Source organism: Streptomyces sindenensis (assembly GCF_014649035.1).
GTDB classification, from domain to species: domain Bacteria; phylum Actinomycetota; class Actinomycetes; order Streptomycetales; family Streptomycetaceae; genus Streptomyces; species Streptomyces sindenensis.
Window position 1 is genome coordinate 1 of sequence record NZ_BMSG01000053.1, and the last position, 20,010, is coordinate 20,010.

14 protein-coding genes and 1 pseudogene are annotated in these 20,010 nt (G+C 69.1%); 4 read left to right on the forward strand and 11 right to left on the reverse strand.

Going from position 1 to position 20,010, the window contains the following annotated elements:
- Positions 1 to 188: 188 nt before the first annotated feature.
- The 5 genes and pseudogenes from IE145_RS32125 to IE145_RS32145 all read right to left on the reverse strand — a co-directional run bounded on the left by IE145_RS32125 (position 189) and on the right by IE145_RS32145 (position 5,207).
- On the reverse strand, positions 189 to 986 hold the full coding sequence (locus tag IE145_RS32125; protein WP_189528956.1) for an AraC family transcriptional regulator: 798 nt from the start codon (positions 984 to 986) through the stop codon (positions 189 to 191).
- Positions 987 to 1,228: 242 nt separating this feature from the next.
- Positions 1,229 to 1,870 carry a hypothetical protein gene (locus tag IE145_RS32130; protein WP_189528957.1) on the reverse strand — a complete coding sequence of 214 codons (642 nt, stop codon included), beginning with the start codon at positions 1,868 to 1,870 and terminating at the stop codon, positions 1,229 to 1,231.
- A gap of 178 nt (positions 1,871 to 2,048) precedes the next feature.
- Positions 2,049 to 2,205: pseudogene (locus IE145_RS32135) on the reverse strand (transposase); the annotation flags it as partial.
- Positions 2,206 to 2,225: 20 nt separating this feature from the next.
- Complete coding sequence (locus IE145_RS32140) at positions 2,226 to 2,645, reverse strand: hypothetical protein (RefSeq protein ID WP_229825999.1); 420 nt, start codon at positions 2,643 to 2,645, stop codon at positions 2,226 to 2,228.
- Positions 2,646 to 2,885: 240 nt separating this feature from the next.
- On the reverse strand, positions 2,886 to 5,207 hold the full coding sequence (locus tag IE145_RS32145) for an ATP-binding protein (RefSeq protein WP_189528959.1): 2,322 nt from the start codon (positions 5,205 to 5,207) through the stop codon (positions 2,886 to 2,888).
- A gap of 386 nt (positions 5,208 to 5,593) precedes the next feature.
- Here IE145_RS32145 and IE145_RS32150 point away from each other — a divergent pair, with 386 nt between their 5' ends.
- Together IE145_RS32150 and IE145_RS32155 are read left to right on the forward strand one after the other, a co-directional pair.
- On the forward strand, positions 5,594 to 6,337 hold the full coding sequence (locus IE145_RS32150; protein WP_229826000.1) for an AMP-binding protein: 744 nt from the start codon (positions 5,594 to 5,596) through the stop codon (positions 6,335 to 6,337).
- Positions 6,334 to 6,582, forward strand: coding sequence for a hypothetical protein (locus IE145_RS32155; protein WP_189528961.1), 249 nt, complete (start codon positions 6,334 to 6,336; stop codon positions 6,580 to 6,582). The genes IE145_RS32150 and IE145_RS32155 overlap by 4 nt, the downstream gene beginning before the upstream one ends.
- A 419-nt stretch (positions 6,583 to 7,001) precedes the next feature.
- Here the strand turns inward: IE145_RS32155 and IE145_RS32160 are convergent, their stop codons facing one another.
- On the reverse strand, positions 7,002 to 7,916 hold the full coding sequence (locus tag IE145_RS32160; protein ID WP_229826001.1) for a helix-turn-helix transcriptional regulator: 915 nt from the start codon (positions 7,914 to 7,916) through the stop codon (positions 7,002 to 7,004).
- A gap of 138 nt (positions 7,917 to 8,054) precedes the next feature.
- On the opposite strand from IE145_RS32160, the gene IE145_RS32165 reads away from it, so the two are divergent.
- Together IE145_RS32165 and IE145_RS32170 are read left to right on the forward strand one after the other, a co-directional pair.
- Positions 8,055 to 8,834: an NAD(P)H-dependent oxidoreductase gene (locus IE145_RS32165; protein ID WP_189528962.1), complete on the forward strand. Its 780-nt coding sequence runs from the start codon at positions 8,055 to 8,057 to the stop codon at positions 8,832 to 8,834.
- 713 nt (positions 8,835 to 9,547) lie between these two features.
- Positions 9,548 to 10,186 carry a hypothetical protein gene (locus IE145_RS32170; protein WP_189528963.1) on the forward strand — a complete coding sequence of 213 codons (639 nt, stop codon included), beginning with the start codon at positions 9,548 to 9,550 and terminating at the stop codon, positions 10,184 to 10,186.
- A gap of 430 nt (positions 10,187 to 10,616) precedes the next feature.
- Here IE145_RS32170 and IE145_RS32175 read toward each other — a convergent pair whose 3' ends face one another.
- From IE145_RS32175 to IE145_RS32195, 5 genes are all read right to left on the reverse strand, one after another.
- A complete protein-coding gene (locus IE145_RS32175; protein WP_189528964.1) occupies positions 10,617 to 13,103 on the reverse strand; it encodes a SpoIIE family protein phosphatase in 2,487 nt (828 codons plus the stop codon).
- 264 nt (positions 13,104 to 13,367) lie between these two features.
- Positions 13,368 to 14,612 (reverse strand): sugar ABC transporter permease, encoded by a 1,245-nt coding sequence (locus tag IE145_RS32180; protein WP_229826002.1) that lies wholly within the window; start codon positions 14,610 to 14,612, stop codon positions 13,368 to 13,370.
- 112 nt (positions 14,613 to 14,724) lie between these two features.
- Positions 14,725 to 15,513, reverse strand: a complete 789-nt coding sequence (locus tag IE145_RS32185) for an ATP-binding cassette domain-containing protein (RefSeq protein WP_189528965.1) — start codon at positions 15,511 to 15,513, stop codon at positions 14,725 to 14,727.
- Positions 15,514 to 15,529: 16 nt separating this feature from the next.
- On the reverse strand, positions 15,530 to 16,495 hold the full coding sequence (locus tag IE145_RS32190; protein ID WP_229826003.1) for a substrate-binding domain-containing protein: 966 nt from the start codon (positions 16,493 to 16,495) through the stop codon (positions 15,530 to 15,532).
- Between the two features lie 709 nt (positions 16,496 to 17,204).
- Entirely contained in the window at positions 17,205 to 17,525 is a 321-nt protein-coding gene (locus IE145_RS32195) for an alpha-amylase inhibitor (protein WP_229826004.1), read from the reverse strand.
- Between the last annotated feature and the right edge of the window lie 2,485 nt (positions 17,526 to 20,010).

A 20,010-nucleotide genomic window follows, 5' to 3' on the forward strand; every position in this document is an offset into this window, starting at 1 on the left:
CCGCATGACGTCAATCGCCAAAGCTGTCCTCACACTGGAGCGGCAACGCTGAAGAAGCTCATTGAGAAAACTGCTGCTAACACAGGCATCATTTCCGGACACTTCGGCACAAACTACGGTGCTGCCCACGCCGCCCCCAAACTCAGCGGCATTGCGCATACCCACGGAACCCCCACGGTCAACATCGACTACCGGGGCGCGGTCCCGAATCCGGACACCCAGCACATCGGCGGAACCCTGTTCGGCGCCAACAAGGCCAGCTGCGACACCGCGCCGGTGACCCAGGCCCAGGGCGACACGCCGGTTCTGCGATCGAGATCGGCGAGGTCCCGCATATGCAGAGCCGGCAGGCGGCCCCTGACGCACGCTGCTTCCTCGGCGGGCCTCGTCCTCGCCGCCTGGAACGCCTCCGGATCTCGACCTACTGACAGCGCATCGAGCGAGCCCCTGAACCCGTGCCCGCACTGCTCAGCAGGCATAGCGGGACACCGTTGCTGGCTGGTCGGCGGCATGTTGGCGAACCCGGCACCGTGCGCCGCCTCGGTCAGCGAGCCGTCTGCGGCGACGAGTTCCGTCGCCCGCTGGAGCCGCCGCCACAGGACGTAAGGTCGGAACGGCAGCCCCAGCTGGGAACGGAACAGATGGGTGAGCCGGGTCTCGGACAGACCGGCGACGCGCGCCGCCTCGCCCAGGCACGCTTGTCCCGCGGCAAGTTGTCCGGGCAGCGTCCGCAGCACCCGGGCCAGCCCGCAGTGGCGGTCCGCTCTTCCCGGCGTGGGCTCGTCGCCCACTGACGCGTCGAGGTCCCGCTCCACGGCATGCACGACGAGAGCCGGATCGTCCGGCATCTGATCCTGAATCAACGACTCACCGGCACGCACCCACGCCCCGGGGCCGCCCTCGGCGGTCAGGCAGGCCAGCCACTGCCCGACCCGTGACCCAGGGACATACTGGATCAGTACACCCTCGGGGACACCGGTGAACATCGCGTGCAGGCTGTCGGGGGCCACCACGACGGCCCGACACACGAACCTCCCGCCCGACGGACCCATCACCGCACATGCCGCGCCGACGCCCTGTGGAAACGCTCCAGGCGAGACCGCCGAAGCCGACGCGTTCCGCCGCAACCGCTCCGCGCAGCGCACCTTCCGCACCAAAGTCGCGGAGGTGGGCCAACTCCGCACGTACCTCCTACCTGGCCTACGTCCCAGTCTCCAGGTGCCCATGATCAACGGAGAAGCATCAGCCGGAGAAGGGACCGGTACTCGTTCAGAGTGTCCGCGGCGGCACGGAGGTCGGGGGCGGCGGCGAGTTCTTCGTCGTCCTCGTACGGTGCGCAACGCATCGCGGCCGCCAGAGTGTCCTCGTCCCAGTCCCCAGCGCGCACGGCTTCGAGAAGGGTGCGGAGGGCCACCTCGTCGCACTCACCCTCCGTGAATTCGCCCAGGGCGTCGCTCGCGTCGGCCAGCAGGTGCTCGTCGTCCCCGCGATCCGCGGCCACCAGGCCCGGCACACCGAGGGTGCGCGACCAGTGGCTGCCGTTCCAGCGGGCCGCGCCGGTGTAGGTCGTCGCCGGGTCGTAGCGGGCGTACATGCCCGGCAGGGTGGTCAGTCCCAGGGCCGTCGTCACCGTGTCCTGCTGCAGGGGCTCTTGACGTTCGTCGTGGTCGATCACCACGAGGACGGGTTCGCTCTCGCTGACGTCGAGCACAAGGGAGCTGCCTCCGTGGTCGTCGTACTCCAGCGTCGCGGGCCCGGAGCCACCTCGCAGCGTCAGGCCAACCGCGCGGTAGACAGCTGCCGAGAAAGCGACAGCCGCAACGAGGACCGAGGGAGAGGGAACCCGGGACCAGTCATGACGTGCGTTCATGACGATCACTCTGCCATCCACCACTGACAGCGAGGCATCCGGAACCGGTCCGCCCTGCCTCGAGAACCCCGCCAACACTCACCCCAAGGGAACCATCAGCAAACTGACGGGCCACTCCTGCTTTTCGATCACGGCGAGCAGCGCCGCGCCGGGCCCGTCGACCCTCTTGTCGAATGGGCCACGTGCAGCCCGACGGGGCCACGAACACGATCGCCGCCACCACCTCCCGGTCGCCATGCCGACGCCGATGCCCTCCACCCCCTGAGGCCGCGACGGTGCCTCTGCACCACCCGCTGGAACAGCTTCCACAGCTCATCCGGCGCCAGCCGCTCCATAACGCCCACGCCCTGAGCGCCTACGACTCGCTCGAGCAGATCGCCTCGACCCAGGTCGCCCGGAGGTCACGGCAGACAAAGGTGAGGCTGCCGTCCCAGCAGGCGATCTCGTGGCTGCAGCCGTACCTGTGCGGCAGGATCTCGTCGAGAATTACAGTCCCGAGGTCCGTTCCCCGGCCCTCGTCGACGCGATCGATGACGAAGCCGGACACTCCCGCGTAGCGGATCAGCAGGTCTTGGTCGTGCTTCCAGCAGTTGTGCCGGAACTCGGCCGCCATCTCCTCGCCGCCGACACCTCGGACGGCCCGAAGCGTCAGGTCCTTCACACATCGCCTGCTGCGGAAGTCGTAGTGGTCCGCGTCCGTGGCGAAAGCCCGCGCACCCGGCGGCAGGTCACCGGAGATCGAGGGCAGGTGGCTCAGGTAGCGAGACGGGTCCAAGACCCCTGACAGGTCACCGACCCGTGCATCGAGATTGACGTACTCCATCGGCCTTGGCCCCCCTCACCACTTCCCACTGGCCGCCGAATCGTCGCACAGACCCGCCAGATGAGATGACGCCTCAGCGGAACCGCTGCCGTTCGCCGGCCGGCCGATGACGGCGGCAGCTTGATCGTCGCTGACGCCGCTGCCGGTCCCTGAGCGAAGAGACATTTTCGCGACGGGCTCTGTCCGGAAGGTTCAGGCTTCTGCCGGCGTCCGGGGGCCGATGGCCGCGGCGATCTGTACGCGGGAGGTGACGCCCAACTTGGTGAGGATGTGCTCGACGTGGGTGTCGGCGGTGCGTTTGGAGATGTAGAGGCGTTCGGCGATCTGACGGTTGGTGAGCCCTTCGATGACCAGGCCGGCGACTTCACGTTCGCGTGGGGTGAGAGGGCCCAGGGGGCTGCCGTCGTCTGCCGCGGAGGACGGGCAGGACTCGATGGCGTGAGCGCTCCCGCAGGCGATTTCGACGAGCTTCGCCGCCGTGAGGCGGCCTCCGTGCGAGTACGCCTGGGTGAAGCGCTCGGCGCCCAGACTGAGCATCAGGGTGCTCTCGGTTTCCGTGTGCAGTCTCTGCAGCGCCCGCACCCCCCACAGAGCGGTGCCGACCTGGCGCCACAGCGTCGCGGCGCCCCCGAGCAGAGTTGCAGCGTACTCGTGTTCCTGTTCGCCGCAGGCGGCCCAGGAAAGGAACTCGACCGTGGCGGCCAGGCTCATGGTCTCGCCCTGGGCAAGGGCGGAGGGCAGCACTCTGCGCCCCAGCTCGCGGCTCTCAGCTGGTTTGCCGTCTGCCCACAGTGCCAGTACCCGTGCAATCGTCAAGTAGTTGCGGGCCCATCGCTCATGGGGCAGGTGCGCCAGGTCCTGCATGCACGCCTCTACCTCCCGCAGTGCCCTCGCCGGGTCGCCGTGGGCGGCGTGGTACACCGTGGTGTTGATGTAGCTGGCCGCCAGGGGGAACAGGTCATCCGATGCCCTCAGGAGCCGACGGGACTTCTCGTACGACGCCAGCGTGCTCGCGATGTCCCGGCTCCACATGAGCATTTCGTAGGTCTCGACGTACAGGGCACGGGCGCGCAGGAAGCCGTCGTCCAGGTACTCGGCCACGGCCCGGCAGTGCCGCACTGTCTCCCCCGCTCCCCGGTCGGCTTGGAGCAGCCCGTAGTAAGAACCGTAAAACAGGGCGATGCCCTGCTCGAAGGTCGGCTCCGGCGCGGCCGCCAGGGCTTTGTCGATCCAGCGCCGTGCCTCGGTCAGTCGGCTCTTGCCCAGCCAGAGCCCCCACAGGCCGTTCACCAGCCGGAGTGCGGCCTCACCTCCGGGGTGGGCGATGGCGAAGTCCATGGCGACCCGGAAGTTGTCGAAGTCGGCGGCGAGTCGATCCCCCCACGCGACCTGCTGGTCGCCCATCCACTGCTCGCCCGCCTGCCGGGCCATGCGCAGGAAGAATTCCTGGTGGCGGTGTGCGTACTCCTTGGTGCGGCCGCTGTGTTCCAGTTGCTCGGCGCCGTACTCACGGATCGTGTCGAGCATTCGGTAGCGGTACTCGGTGGCGACGCCGTCCACGCGCTGCACCACCGACTTGTCCACCAGGGCGCCCAGCAGATCCAGCACGTCCAAGCCTGCCAGCTCGTTGCCGGCACCTACTTCCTCGGCAGCCGCGAGGGTGAAGCCGCCTGCGAACACCGAGAGCCGTGCCCACAGTTCCCGCTCCGGTGCCGAGCACAGGTCGTGGCTCCACTCGATCGTGGTCCGCAAGGTGTGGTGACGGGCCTGGGCCGTGCGCACTCCGGCCAGAAGCCTGAACCGGTCGTCGAGGCGGCCGAGGATCTGTTCCAGCGGCATGGTCCTCAATCGCACGGCTGCCAGTTCGATGGCCAGCGGGATGCCGTCGAGGCGGCGGCACAGCGCGATCGCGTCGGAGCGGTTGTCGTCGTTCAGTTCGAAGGGCGGCAGGGCTGCCTTCGCCCGGGCGACGAACAGTGCCAGGGCGTCGTTGCTGTGTTCGTCGGCGTCCGCTTCCGGGCTGGGCATCGGCGGGATCGGCAGGACGCATTCGCCGGGCAGGGCCACGGGCTGCCTGCTGGTCAGCAGGAACGTGAGTCCTGGGGTGTGGCTGAGGAGGATGTCGACGAACATGGCCATCGCGTCCACCAGATGTTCGCAGGTGTCCAGCACCAGCAGTGCTTGCTTGTCCGCGAAATGGTCGATCAGCTGGTCCATCGACTCCTTCGATGCGATCTCGGGCAGGCCGACGGCGGTAGCCACCGTATGAGGAAGGAACTCGGGGTCACGAAGGCCGCTCAGCTCGGCGATGCTCACACCGTCCGGAAAGTCGACCGCCATCTGGTGAGCGGCCCGTACCGCGACCCTGCTCTTACCGACCCCACCGAGGCCTGTGAGCGTAACCACGCGCGCCTGCGTCAGTGCCTTACGGACGGCCTCCAGCTCGGCCGCCCTGCCGATGAACCCGGTGCTCTCGTTCCGAGCACCGGGCCGGGCCCATGTCCACTGAGTCACAGCATCCTCCCTCTGCGTCACCGCGACCCTCTCATGTCCCCGGCTGACGACGTACCCGAGTTCGCATCCGAGGATCGCGTCCGGGCAAACCGAGGGCGTAGGCCACAGTCGTCGACAGCCTCTGCCGACACGCGAGTTCAACGAGGATCCCTCGGCGCAGGCAACGTATACGTGCACGGAGACGGAGCCCGCCAGGTACGCATACGGGCACGTACATGACGCCGACCGTACGTATCCGCTCCGCCAGGGGTACGGATCTTGGGCCCCACTGGCACGTGGGGCCCCTGCGCACGGGGCAGAGTCGTTCTTGCACCGAACGAAGAGGGCAGGCGCCACCCGCTGTCGAGCAGGAACTTCGTAAGCCCCCGGTATGGAAGCGGATCCACGTGAGCAACCTCGCCACCGCCCTGGTGGAAACAGCCCAGCGATACCCGCAGGACCTGGCCGTGCAAGGCGCGGGCAGATTCCTGACGTATGCCGAACTGGATGAATTCAGTGCCCGTGCCGCCGGCGGACTCCTCGCCCATGGAGTGGTCCCTGGTGACCGGGTGGGGCTGCGACTGCCCTACTCCCCCGCTTTCACCGTGCTCTTCTTCGGCGCGCTGCGCACCGGGGCGATCACCGTGCCGTTGTCCCCCATGGGCCGGTCGCTCGCCGTACCGCCCCGCCATGACGCCTGCGGAACGCGGCTTGTCTTCACCGCGCCCGACCCGGCAACGGCCCAGGAAGCGAGGGGGAGCGACACAACGCTCGTCCCCGTCGGATCCGACTTCCTCGACCAGATGACGTTCTGGCCTCAGCACACGTCGGTGACCGATCGTGGTGATCACGACCCGGCAGCCATGGTCCGAACCGAAGGCACCGCGCGCTCCGCCCTGAGCATCACATTCAGCCACCGCGCTCTACGCGAGGCCGCCCTGACCGCCAGGGCACCTGTCGGCGGAACAGCCATGAACAACGAACGCCTGTGCGCGTCGTTTCCCTCCGCCGGACCGGCCTACGGCCTCACAGCGCTGATGCAGAGCGGAGCATGTCTGTCCGCCCGAGGAGGGCGCGCTGCGGTGTCACCCGGCCGGCGCGGGGAGATGGCCGCTCTCTGCCTTGCGACAGGACCGGGAGAAAGGCGTTGACCAGGTGGCGGGAGATCCTGGCCGCGCTCACGGACGACACTCTGGATGACGCCGAGCGTGGGGCCGTCTTGGCCTGGGCAGCGGTCCGGCTCGCCAGCGACCGTGGCGCGGCCGGGCACCGGCCCACGATTGAGGAGGTCATGGCCCTGGCCTGTGAGGAACTCGCCGTCAACATCGATACCGGGCAGGCCCGGGCCGCCCTCGACGACTGGGAACGCGCCGATGGGGAGCGCAAGTTCACCTGACGGCCCGGAACCTGACACAGCCGGGACGGGCGGGGCGCAGGATCAGGCGGGGCCCGACGACCGTGCGCTCACAGACTCCTGCGGCGGCCTGAGTGCCAAAACTCCACCTCGCGAGCGGGTCGCTGTCCATGTCCTCCGGCCTTGCGCGTCCCCGCAACCGGACAGGCGATGCTCCGGCCGACGGGGCCGTCATGGCCGGCTTGAGTCGTAGCCCTTGCCGCCCGGCCCGGCCCGGGTACCTGGAACGCTGCCAGTCGTGGTGTCGCCGCCGTCGCGGGCCGGCGGCGAAGCCGTTCATCTCGCGACCTGCGCTGACCAAAGATGCAGAGCCGAGCGTCCGCGGAGGAATTCAACGGTGCTGCTCGGCTCGGGGTTGTGCTTCGGCACTTGAGCGAGTTGAAAACGCATGGGCCGGTCTGTCACTGGGCTGCGGTGGTGCCGGTGTCGCCGGGGAGAAGGGCGTTCGTTCGCCTCGTGTGGAGCGACTCCCGGTCCTGAGCGTTCACGGTGGTGAGATGCGCGACACGGTCGGCCGTGGCCGGGCCTGAGAGTAGGCGCAGCCCGTCCTGGGCGGAGCTGCCCGGACTCGCGGACAGGACGAGGAGCTCCATGCCCGATTCACCCGGCAGCGCGAAGTTTTCCTGGTGAAGCTCCAGCAGTCCCACCAGTGGGTGCCGGTATACCTTGCGTCCATGAGTGCGGGCGCGTACGTCCGCGCGGGCCCACAGACGGCGGAAGCGCTCGCTGCCCATCGCCAACTCCCCGATGAGCGAGGCCAGGCGGGGGTCTTGCGGGTACTTGCCGGCCGCCAGACGCAGATGCCCGACCACATCGAGCGTGCATGTTTCCCAGTCCGCGTAAAGGCCGTGCTCGGACTCCTCAAGGAAGATGTGCCGGGCGGTGTTCAGGCCCGGTATCGGCCTGCCGAGGAGGAGTCCGGCGAGGCGGTTCCCGGCCAGCACGTCCAAGCGATGGTTCATGATCAGTGCGGGTGCGTCGACGACCAGGTCCAGGACGCGGAGCAGCTCCGGTCGGACCCGCCCGCCCGGAGCCTTCGCCCGTCGGCGGCGCTGCCGGGCGAGTTCGTCGAGGTGCCCTCGCTCGGTCTCGTCGAGGCCGAGGACACGGGCGAGCGCGTCGAGGACCTGCTCGGAGGGCTGGGTCGCGCGGCCCTGCTCCAGGCGCACGTAGTAGTCGACGCTGACTCCGGACAGGTGCGCGACCTCTTCGCGGCGCAGCCCTTCGACCCGGCGGCGGCTGTCGGAGGGGATGCCGACGGCGGCCGGGCCGACCCGAGAGCGCCGGGTCCGCAGGAACCCCGCAAGATCGTCCATCCCCTCAGTATGGCGGCGTCGAAGCAGGGGAGGGTGGCCCTGCCATTACCAGGAAGCGCGGTCCGACGGAACAGGAGCCCCTGAACACCGCGCGCTGCGGCGCTCAGGATGGAAGGCATCCGATCTCAAGGAGTTCCCATGAAGACGCTGATCGTCTACGCCCACCCGGAGCCGGAGTCACTCAACGGTTCGCTCAAGGACCTCGCGGTCGCCACGCTCGAGAGCGCCGGACACGAAGTACGGGTGAGCGATCTGTATGCGATGGACTGGAAGGCGGTCGTCGACGCCTCAGACTACGGCACCGACGCCTCAACACCGCTCAAGGTCGCCCTCGACTCCGGCCGGGCCTTCGACGCCGGGACGCTCACCCCTGATGTACGCGCCGAGCAGGACAAGCTGCTGTGGGCCGACACCATCATCTTCCAGTTCCCGCTGTGGTGGTACACGATGCCGGCGATCCTCAAGGGATGGGTGGACCGGGTCTTCACCTACCACTTCGCCTATGGCGTCGGCGAGCACAGCCACACCAAGTACGGCGAGCGCTTCGGCGAAGGCACCCTAGCGGGCAGGAAGGCACTGCTCTCGGTGACCGCCGGCGGCCCCGAGTCGCACTACGCCGCCCGCGGCATCAACGGCCCCATCGATGATCTGTTGTTCCCGATCCACCACGGCATCCTCTACTACCCGGGTATCGAGGCGCTGCCGCCGTTCGTGCTGTACGGCGCCGACCGGATGACCGACGAAGGCTACGTGGACGTCGCCAAGGCCTGGGAACAGCGCCTGCTCACCCTGGAGTCGACCGAACCGATCGCGTTCCGCCGGCAGAACTTCGGCGACTACGAGATCCCCTCGCTGCACCTGAAGGAGGGACTGGAACCGGCGGGACGCACCGGCTTCGGACTGCACGTGCGCGGCTGACCAACGACGGAGGGAGAGCGAGCCGCACAGCGCCAGCCCGTGGAGCAGCGCCGAACACCGCAGCGGTGGTGCAGATGAACTCCACCGGTCGGGGCATGCGAGTGGGTTTCTCGGGCGCGCCGCCCTGTCGTCACAGAAGAGCATGCCTGCCAAGGATGGGTCCTGCCCCGCGAGTCGGCAGTCTGCTGCCGACTCGCGGACGGAAGGCCCGGGGGAAATCCTCGTCCTGGCAGCATCACCTGGCCGCTTCCCCGTACGTGTGGCGGTGACTCCTCCCCCTCACTTGTGAGAGGGAGGAGTCACCGGCGACAGGTCGCCAGGCGCGCCCGCGTCCCTCGCGGTGGCCGGGGCGGCGGCCCGTTGCCCCTCTCGTCGCGCAGCCTTGCGATCGACCGAACGTCGTGGCCCGGACCTCCCGTCCGCGTGGGTTACCCGAATAGAGGAAAGGGAAGCCTTCCCTCCGTTTCGACGAGCGGAATGCGGAGTTCACGAATGCCGAACACAAGCAGCCTGGCGAACAGGCGGAACGAGGGAAGCAGGGTCTCCCTCCGAGAGGTCGAGGAGATCTCACGTCTCGCCGACCCTGTCCTGCGCAACCTGCGCATCACGACCTCGGGCCGCTCTTCGTCAAACTGATCGAGGATCTGGGCCGCCCGGAGTCGGTCGGCCCACCGGTGACGCCGTCTGCATCGGCAACACCTGGGGTGTTGGAGGTGGAACGCTGCGTCGCCTCACTCAGGGCGGGCTCTGCGGAGGAAGGCGGCCAAGACCTGCTGATCTCAGCAGTCCGCAGCTACGGCAGGGCGTACTCCGCCACCCACCCCGGCGAACGAGCCGAACACGTCCTGCTCGCCAACCTGTACGTCGGCCTGCACGAGCAGATCGAACTGCAGCAGCCGATCGCCCAGGCGCTCTCCTGGCCCATGGACACGCGTCGCACTCCGCCACCGCTGCGCCGGCAGTTGCAGCGATCCTGGGAGAGCGTGGTCACCCGGCAGCTGATGGAACTCAGGCTGCCCGCAGCGGACTTCACCGTGACACGACGTCTCGTCTCCCAGCGCATCGGATCCGATATCGGCCGGACACCGGGCGGCGCCCGTTTCCCGGCGACGCTCACGCATCTGAAGAACATCGAGCTCAAGGCGCTCCTGTACGACATCGATCGCACCCCGAACACGCTTACCGGCAGCGCCGCCGACAATTGGCGGATGCTGGGGGACCGCATGAACTTCGTGGCGGACCTGTTCCGTGCCCGGCAGCAGGAAAGGCATCTCTTCCAGACACCGTTCACCGCGGAACAGACCGCCGTGATCCGAGGGGGAGGGATTCCCGTCGGCGCGCCGCTCGGGTGACCAGAAGCGTGCGGGTCGGTCCCGGCGTTCGCCGCGTGAGCCACCGTTCGACCTCCTTGAGGGCAGGACCGCTGTCGCTGCAGATACGGATCGCGCATGGACCCGTCCCGCTTTCGCTGCCTCGTGCCGCGGGCACCCCGCTGCGCGTATTCGTCGTCACATGCTCTGGCAGATCGCCACCGCAGACACGAGAGCGGCTTCCTGCCCGGATCTCGTTCAGGGGGTCACCGGCAGGGGCCGCCGTTCCTGGCGCCGAGGTGGCGAAGACGGATGTGGAAGAGGGTGGGTGTCCAGGACGCACGTTCTGTCGGACGCGAACAGGCTCGGCCCCCCGTCGGTCTCTCGGTCGTCCGACCAGACAGGGACCCGAGGTACGGGCTGGGCGCGGATACGGACGGAGCGGAGAGGGGGCCCATGCGCCCGGCGTTGCTCATGGCGGTGGCGCGGCGCCGGGCCCGGGCGGCGCGTTGGGCGCGGGCTCGACACGGGGCGAGAGTGTGATGTCGCACCACACCTGTTTGCCGCCGCTGAGGGGGACTGAGCCCCAGGCCGCGGACATCGCCGCGACGAGCAGCAGGCCGCGTCCGCCGGTCGCCTCCCAGTCGACGTTCTCGGTCTTGACCGGTGCACGGGGTGAGGCGTCGTTCACGGCGACGCGCAGCCGGTCGCCCGTCAGCGTCAGGGCGAGCCGCACCTCTCCCTGGGTGTGTGCGACGGCGTTGGTGACCAGTTCGGAGACGACCAGCAGAACGGAGTCGGCCTCTTCCGTCACGGCCCAGTCGCGCAGGGTGCGGGAGGTGAATCGGCGCGCGTGCATGACGGCGTCGGGCAGCCGCCACACCGCCCACTGGGCCCGGATCGGCCGGACTCTCATGCCGTCGTAGCGCAGGATCAGCACGGCCACGTCGTCGTGTCTTTGGCTCGTGTTGGTGACGAGGTCGTCGGCCACCTTCCCGGGGTCGGCCGGGTCGGAGAGGGTGAGCAGATCGCGCACGGCCCGCATGCCGTCCTCCATGTGGAGGGTCGCCGATTCCACCAGACCGTCCGTCAGAAGGGTGATGAGGGTGCCGGGGGCGAGGCTGAGCTGGGTTATCGGGAACTCGCCGTCGGCGATCACACCGAGCGGGGGGCCGCCCTCGATCTCCGGTACCTCGGTCGTGGCGTCGGGCAGCCGCAGCAGCGGCGGGGGATGTCCCGCCCGGACGGCCCAGGCGGTGCCCTCCTCCAGGTCCAGGTCGACATAGGTGCAGGTGGCGAAAAGGTCGGTCTCCATGCTGACGAGCAACTGGTTGGAGTGGGCCACCACGACGTCGGGTGGGTGGCCCTCGACCGCGTAGGCCCGGATGGCGGTTCGCATCTGCCCCATGATCGTGGCGGCTCCGGCGCTGTGCCCCTGCACATCGCCGATGACCAGGGCCACACGGCTGTCGGAGAGCGGAATCACGTCGTACCAGTCGCCGCCCACTTCGAGGCCTGCGGTCGCGGGCAGGTACCGGGCGGCGGCCACCCCTCCGGGCAGGTCCGGCAGCGTGCGGGGCAGCAGGCTGCGCTGCAGCATCGTGGCGAGTTCGTGCCCGGCGTCCAGGGCGTGGGCGCGGTCCAGAGCTTGGCCCACCATGCCCGCGACCGCGGTCAGAAGGGAGCGGTCTCCGGGGCCGAAGCGGTGCTCACCTTCCCACCCCACGAGGCACACCCCGACCATCCGGCCGTCTGCGGGGAGCGGCAGGACGGCGAGGCCTCCGGGCCCGACCTCCTTGAGGTACGGCTCGAGTTCGATGCCCGTCGGCCAGAGGCTGACGTGCCCTTGCCGCAGGGCACTTTGCAGGGTCGGCAGGGCGTGGCAGGACGCGTCGGGCCATTCCGAGCGCCATTCCGAGCGCCACGACCGTGGCCAGGCGTCCGGTTCCGGCGGCTCGAGGACGGTGACTACGAGGCGGTCTCCTTCCAGCTCGGCGACCGCCACCCGGTCGGCGTTGAGCGGGGCACGCAGGGACTCGACCACCACCTTGCCGACGTCGTGGATGGTGGTCGCGCCGGACAGCGCGGCGGACAGCCGCTGCACGAGGGACACGTCGTCGCCGGTGGGGCGCAAAGACGAGGCGTCGCCCACCAGACCCAGCACGCGCTGTGGCCTGCCGTCGGGGCCGGCCAGCACGCGGCAGTGCAGGTCCAGCCAGCGCAGCTCGCCGTTGCGGCGTCGAATCCGGAATGCGAGGTGCTGGTCGGAGTCGGTGTGGTGGGGTTCCACGACGGACATCAGCGCGGGTGCGTCATCCGGGTGTGTGCACTCGAGCAGGGCCGAGACGTCGCCGTCGAAGTTCTCCGGGGGGATACCGAACATGTCCAGCACCGCCGTGTCCACGTCCATGTGCCCGGTGCCGAGCGCGAGCATGAAGCAGCCGCCACGCGCGGGCAGCAGGGTGGGACTGAACGGGGGCTCCGCCCCGGTCCGGTCGGTGACGCGAGCCGCAGCCGCTTCAAGTCCTGCGGCCGCCTGGTCGGCGTAGAGCTCCAGCAGTGCGCGCTGGTCGGTACTGAAGCCGCCCCCGGCCCGGCCGCTCACCACGAACAGACAGCCCAGCAGGCGGGCCTCGCCGCCCAGCGGCAGCGCACCCGCCCGGACGCGCCCGGCCGGGGAGGCATCGATCGCGCTCTCCGCGGGTGCGGGGGTGGGGACGGGCCCGTCGCCTTGCAAGCTGTATCGGGCACCGTCCTCGGTGGTCAGCCACAGGGGGCCGCCGTCGCGGCAGGCGTCGGCAACGGGTGAGTGGCCCGTGAGGGCGTACGTAGTCGCCGGCTGATGCCCGCCCTCGGCATCTCCAACGACCTCGGCGAGGCGGAGCTCGCGACCGCTCTCTGTCACCACGTAGGCAGCGGCGAACCCGACCCCGCAGGTCGCAAGAATCTGGCCGTCCAAGAACTCGCACCGCCTCCGTACGCGCGGACCCGCCGGCGTTCACCGCCGCCCACCGGGCTTCACTCCATGTTCATACCCGTCAGGGGGCAGCGGCCAGTCAGGACGGCCACTGCGGCAGGCCGAAATCTGTGCCGCCAAGCGGGGCAAGCGGGCACCCTGGTGCTGAGCGGACCCGAAGCCCGGGCACCTGGACGCTGGATGTTTCGTCGCCCAAGGGAATGTGACGAATTTCCCGAAGGCCGCGAGGTCCGCCGCGCGGCTGGGTCATGCCCTGCCACCCGTCTGCAGGGGAAGGCGGGGGCGGTGCGAGAGGGAGTCGATGATGACGGCGACCATGAGGATGCCCGCGGTGATGGTGATCTGGATGGCGCCCCGGAGACCCAGGAGCGCCATGCCCGAAGCGACCGACTGGATGACGAGGATACCGAGCAGCGCTGACCAGGTACGGCCGCGCCCGCCGAAGAGACTGGTGCCGCCGATCACTGCGGCGGCGACCGCGTTGACCAGCAGGACGAGGGTGGGCGAGCCCGCGCCGACGGTACTGGTCCGTGAGGCCAGAAACACGCCGCCGAGCGCGGCCATCGTCCCGGAGACCATGAACACCGAGATCTGCACCATCACCACCCGGAGTCCGGCGCGGCGGGCTGCCTCGGCGTTGCCGCCCTGGGCATGGACCGTACGGCCGTACGAGGTACGGCGCAGGCCGTAGTCCAGTCCGGCGACGATGAACAGAAAGATCAACAGGGCCAGCGGCAGACCCCGGTACTGATTGAGCACGGCGGCGCCGGCAAAGGCGATGAGGCCCAGCACGGCTGTGCGGGCAGTGATCACGCCAATGGACGAGAAGGCCCCGCCGGAGGCCCGCTGGTACCGCGCCCGCTGGTGGGCAGCGAGGAAGTAGATGCCGGTGACCAGCGCGGCGAGGCCGTAGGCGGCGGCGGGGTGGCCGAAGTGGTGGCGGGTCAGCGTCGCCACGAACCCCTCGTCATCGAAGGTGACGGTGCCGCTGCCGCCCAGGACGATGGACAGCATGCCGCTCCAGCCGAGCGCCGCCGCGAGGGTCACCGCGAAGGACGCCACGCCCAGCTTGGCGATGATGAGGCCGTGCAGGGCTCCCGCCGCGCAGCCGGCCGCGACCGCCAGGAGGACGGCGAACACTTCCGGCATGCCGTGGTGGACGTTCAGCACAGCGAAGAGGGCCGCCGTGAAGCCGCTGAGCGCGCCGGCCGCGAGGTCGATCTCGCCGATCAGCAGGACAAAGACGAGGCCGGTGGCGATCAGACCCGTGCCGACAATGTCCACGCTGAGGTTGGACAGGTTGCGGGAGGAGAGAAAGCTGGGGTCGAGGAGCTGGAAGACAGCCCAGACCAGGATCAGGACCATCATCGCGGGAACCGGGCCGAGACCGTCTGTGAGCAGTCTGCTCCGCCAGGCATCGAGATAGCCTCGCAAGCCCGGCTCGCGCAGCGCGCGAAGCCGGCCGACGAGAGTGGGAGGAGGCGTGCTCACCGCGTTCTCTCTTTCTCTCTCAGGGTGTTGTCCTGGAAGGCGCCCACAGCTCCGCCCGGGCGGAGGGCGTGACGGGTGGAGAGCAGCTTCGGCCCGGCCGCGGAGCGTGTGCTCACACTCCGTCCTCCTTCCGCTCCGTGCTGCGATGAGCGACGGCATGGTCCGTGGCACCGGTGATGGCGGAGACGATCAGTTCCTGGGAGGCGGTGTGCACATTGAAAACACCGTTGTTGCGGCCCAGGCGGAGTACCGCGACCCGGTCCGCGACGGCCTTGATGTCACCCATGGTGTGGCTGATGAACACAATGCCGAGACCGCGGTCCCGCAGCATCTCGACGAGGTCGAGGAACTTGTTGGTCTGCTGCGTGCTCATGGCCTGGGTGGGTTCGTCCAGGAGGAGGAGGTCGGGTTCCCTCAGCAACGCGCGGGCGATCGCCACGATCTGCCGCTGGTCTGAGGAGAGCGAGGCAACCGGGACGCGGGCGTCGGGAACGCGGATCGACAAGGAGTCCAGCAGCCCGCGGGTGCGGCGCCCCATCGCCATCTCGTCGAGGACACCGCCCCGGCGGATCTCACGGCCGAGGAAGACATTGCCGACGACATCGAGGTTGTCGCACAGCGAGAGGTCCTGATAGACGGCGGAGATCCCCAGGTTCTGGGAGTGCTGGGGGCTGCTCAGCTGTACCGCGCGCCCCTTCCAGTTGAGCGTTCCCCCGTCTGCGGGCTCGACCCCGGCGATCACCTTGACCAGGGTGGACTTGCCCGCCCCGCTGTCGCCCATCACCGCCACCACCTCACCCGCGCGGATCTCCAGGTCGATGTCGGTCAGCGCACGGACGGCTCCGAAGGACTTGACGACGCCACTCAGGGTGAGCAGGGGTGGAGCCGAAGCCTGGGTCATCTCGGTCTCCTCGCCGTCAGTCGATGAGTCCGGCCTTCTCGCAGGCGGGCCGGTATTTCGGGGTGCAGATCTCGTTGATGGTGTACATGCCGTCCCGGATCACGGTCTTCTCGATGGTGTCGACAGTCACCAAGGACGGCGCGAGCTTGACGCTGGGGATGTCCCGGGCCGTATCGGTGCTGATCCTGCCGGTGGCTATGGAGTCGAGGGATTCGCCGCGGGCCAGGGCGAGCGCCATGTCCACGGCGGCCTCCGCCTGGAGCCGGTAAGGCTTGTAGATGGTCATGTACTGCTCGCCGCTGACGATGCGCTGCACCGCGGAGAGATCGGCGTCCTGGCCGGTGACCGGCGGCAGCGGGTTCATGCGTGCGCCCTTGAGCGCGGAGATGGCTCCGGCGGCCAAGGCGTCGTTGGCTGCCCAGACGGCGTCGATCTTGTCGACTCCCAGGTCCGCGATGGCGCCGTCCATGACGGCGTACGCGTTCTCCGGGGTCCATCCCGAAGTCACGTACGTCTTGCTGACGTGCGCCCCTGCCCGGGCGAGAATGGAGACCGCCACATGCTCGGGGTTCCACAAGGGCCCCTCGACCCGAACGACCCGCGCCCCGTCGGCCCGGTCGCCGAGGCTCTCACGCAGGCCCTCCCCCTGGAGAACGCCGATGGCGTCCGCGTCGAAGGAGACGTAACCGGAGATCGGCCCCTCGGCAACACGGTCATAGGACACCACCGGGACATCCATCTCCGCCGCCTCGCTGATCAAGCCACGGAGGTAGACCTCCTGGACGGGGTCGAGGATCAACGCATCGACACCCTGGGTGAGCATGGCATTCATCTGCCGGTGCTGAATCTGGACATCGTTCTCCGCATTGGCATAGCGAACAGCGCACTCCCCGCACCGCTCCTTGACCGCTTGCTCAATCAGGGGCCGGTCGAAGGTCTCGTAGCGGCTGGTCTCGGTCTCCGGGAGCAGAACACCGACCACGAGGTCCTCTCCGGCGGCACCGCTCCCCCCTGTGCCACCAGCGGTGCCACAGGCCGCACTCGCCAGAACCATGGCCGTAGCCACAGCGATACCGACTCTCCAGGACTTCATACGGGACCTCCGCCGTCCGTCGGCATCACCTTGACCAGGAACTCCCCCACGTGACCGTTATGCCCAGTTTATCCGTATCGGGTTATCAGGCGAGCATGACCGCCGTCGGCACACCGACCGCAGAGGAAGGGCTCCTCGCATTCAGCCGTCGCGGAGCGTCGCTTGCCGGGGCCCTGCGGCAGGCGCTCAACGGGCGCCGGCTGCGGTGGTCGCTGTGCGGAGGGTTCTTCGATGCTCGGGCGATGATGCTGGCTTCGGTGACGCTGGTGCCACTGGTGCCACTGGCGCCGTCTTCGGCGCAGGAAGTGCTCCGGCCCGGGATGGCCCAGATACATCCGTCCCGCGCGTGCCATCTTGCGCACATCGCGGGGCGAGTGCGCGCGGGCGAGAGCGCCGTGGGCGCGCTGGGGCGCCGCCGAGGCACGCGCCGGGAGCGCGGTGCCGCCGAGGCGCCCGTCGCGATGGGTCGCGGCGTTGCCTCTGTGCGGGCCTCGACAGTCGCGAGGGGGCGAAAAGATCCGCCGTATATGGCAATGGTGTTGCGCAGGGCGGCGGCAAAGACGCCCTGCGCAACACCGGAACTCGGAGGTATCAGAACTCAGGCGCCACTGACGGGGTCGCAGGTACGCAGCCCTGTGACGTAGTTGCCGTTCGTTCCGTAGCCGGAGAAGGTCGCCCGGCCGCCGGGCTCGATCGTGCGGCAGGGGGCCCACTGGCCGTCGGTGTACTCGACGGTGACGGAGACGGTGTCGGAGCAGCCGTTGTGGACATCGGTGTAGCGCCAGCTCTGGTAGTACTCCACGCACTCCGGAGCCGGGGTTCCGGTGGCTGCCATGGCGGACGGGGCGGCGGTCATGCCCATCAGGAGACCCGCTGCGGTCATGGCGGCGAGAGTGACGGGGCGGGATACACGCTTCATGAGGTTTGTCATGCCCCGAATCCTTGAGCCACAGAGAGGCCATGTGCAACTTTCTGAAATATTTTTCAGCCAACTCCTCACGAAGATCGCTAATGCCCAGCTCAGCTGGGCTTTTACGGGATGAAAGAGCTTGCACACCTCTCAGGGCCGAGGGCACGAAGCCTGGGCCCCTATGCGCCATGAACCCGCCGCAGCGGCGTCGACCGCAGGTCGGCTCGCGTGCGGCCGTCGGATTCAAAGTGGCTGAAATCAGATAGTTCTGGCGGCTCGTCACCTTCGGATGCCGCACGTTGAGCGGTGCACGAGCACCGGTGGCACCGGGCGCCGGCCAGCCGCTGTTGCACAGGGGAAGAGGGAGGAGTGCTTTTCATCAGGTCGCCTCTCCAGCGGCTCCTGGTCTCGCCCTGCTCCGCGCGTCCCCGCTCGAGCGCAAGCCGCATACGTGCAGTCCGAAGCCGGTGCGGCTTGCCCGTTCCATTCCTCCTTCAGGCACGGGGGGGGGGAACCTCGTAGCCCTCGCGGCACTGCCGTCGCAACGCGATCAGCTCGGTCGACCACAGGGTGAGCAGGCACTACTCCCGCGCCTCGGCGGCATCCGGACAGCTGTCCGAGGCCACCGGCAGCCGCACCGCAAACGGACTGCGCCTGCCCGCGAGCCCGGGAACGGGAGTGGGGCACCCCGCTGCGACCCCCCGCGCACACGAGTAACCCGACTTCACCCCGCCCTCGCCGTAGGCCGCTGCAGCGAGCCGCAGGGCGAGCAACTGCGCGGCAGCCTTGAACGCCTCCGCCGACAAGCCACTCGAGCCAGGGCACTGTGGCCAGCACTTTCGCAAGGCCCACATCACTGCAAGAAGTTGCGGAACCTTGCAGAAAGGTGGACGGCACCTCTTGACGGCAGTGGCGGCGGCAGGACATGGTCGAAGCCAGCCCTTCACAGGACGAATCAACCGCTCGCCCGCCCCACCCGCTGACCCTGCTCCCGCACCGGCAGTACGGTTCAGCAGTCACCCACTGCCGTGTGACCCCACGGGCCGTCTCCGTCCGTTCGCTCCTGTGAGCCGTAGCGTCGCAGGAGACACCATGACCGTGCTCCCCCACCCCGTGAGCCCCCTGCCCCGAACAGCGCCGGACTGTCGGCCGTACGTTCCCGGCCCCACGGCATGGGCCCCGGACCTGGAGCTCCCCGTGTGGCTCGTCACCATGCCCACCGTCGCGGCGGACGGCACCCGCGGAACACAGTGGATCGCGGTCCGCACCCACACGGCAGACCAGGCGATCGCGGACGCCACCGTGCATGCGGGAAGCGCTCAAGCGGTCTTGCGCCGAAGAGGCGCCCGCATCTGCATCGAGCAGGCCCACGCCGCTCTGTGGCATACAGCGGGGGTCTGAACGGCGTCCGGCAGCGGAACCCGACCAGACGCACGAAGAAGCGTCCGGCGTCGCGCACCACCTCAGCCCCCTCCCTTTCACAGCGGACTTGCTGGACCCGAGCCGCCCGAGGGGAAAGTAGAGAAGGCCAGCGACAACTTGGGCCCTGCGGGGACTTCATCGCCTGGCAGTCGCGGCCGGGGGGGGGGGGGGGGGAAGCCCGGGCTTCCCGGACGGGCAGACGTCCTTCCCCGTCGTGCCCGGTGGGCAGGCGCACCCGCCGCGATGCGGTCCGGGATCTCCCTGCGGTTATGTCGCCCCCTTGGCGGTGGAAGCCCGTCGTCCGGCCCCTTCGGTGTCCGCCTCCCGGCTCACCTCCTGGTGACGGCGCAGGGTTCAGCCACCGGTGCTTGGGCTCCCCCGGCGCACACCGTTGCCGCCACGCTGCCCGCGGCGCGTCGGGGAGGCATGACCAGGAGGGCCTGCCTGATGACGAGGTCGCCCAAGTTCGACGCGGCCCCGGAGCGGGAGCGAGGGGTTGGCTCACCGCCCGTACGGCGCGGAGGGCGAGGGTCAGACAGGCGCGACACCACACGGCATAGCGGCAGACGCGTCCTTTCGGCCGCGGGCACGCTCGCGCTGTCTGCGGCGGTTCTGCTGGTCGGCGGCGGGGCGGCCAGTGCCGCCCCGCCGATTCCGGGACGACGTCCGTGGGAATCCAGAGCGCGACGCTCGGCCGGCCCCCCCACCGGTCCGTCCCGCAAGCGAAACTTCGCCTTCACCGTCAACTCGACGACCGGAGTGCCGGGGCCACGGTGCGACCACGCCGTAGCCCGACCGCCGCGCTCACCCTTGCGTACAGCAACGTCCCCGGCCGGGCCTGGAGCGCTTCCGGCCCGACGGCAGCACGTGGGCGAGCGCCCTCCTCGCTGCAGGAACGCCGCAGGTCGAAGAGGTGACCCGGAAGGCATCGGTTGCACCGAGGTGAATCGATGCTTCGGTGCGGAGCCTGACGCTTTGGCCCTTGCGGATGGGACAGATGGCGGTCGTCGCGGTTGCTCAAGTGCCCGTCGCGGTCCGTCACCTTTGACCATCCCAGGGCGGCCTCGCGCTC

What these genes read in the sequence shown, in the direction of transcription:
- IE145_RS32125 (WP_189528956.1), bottom strand. Translation starts at nt 986, where the DNA reads ATGTTCACCGGTGTCCCCGAGGGTGTACTGATCCAGTATGTCCCTGGG.
- IE145_RS32130 (WP_189528957.1), bottom strand. Translation starts at nt 1,870, where the DNA reads ATGAACGCACGTCATGACTGGTCCCGGGTTCCCTCTCCCTCGGTCCTC.
- IE145_RS32160 (WP_229826001.1), bottom strand. Translation starts at nt 7,916, where the DNA reads ATGGACGATCTTGCGGGGTTCCTGCGGACCCGGCGCTCTCGGGTCGGC.
- IE145_RS32165 (WP_189528962.1), top strand. Translation starts at nt 8,055, where the DNA reads ATGAAGACGCTGATCGTCTACGCCCACCCGGAGCCGGAGTCACTCAAC.
- IE145_RS32185 (WP_189528965.1), bottom strand. Translation starts at nt 15,513, where the DNA reads ATGACCCAGGCTTCGGCTCCACCCCTGCTCACCCTGAGTGGCGTCGTC.
- IE145_RS32195 (WP_229826004.1), bottom strand. Translation starts at nt 17,525, where the DNA reads ATGAAGCGTGTATCCCGCCCCGTCACTCTCGCCGCCATGACCGCAGCG.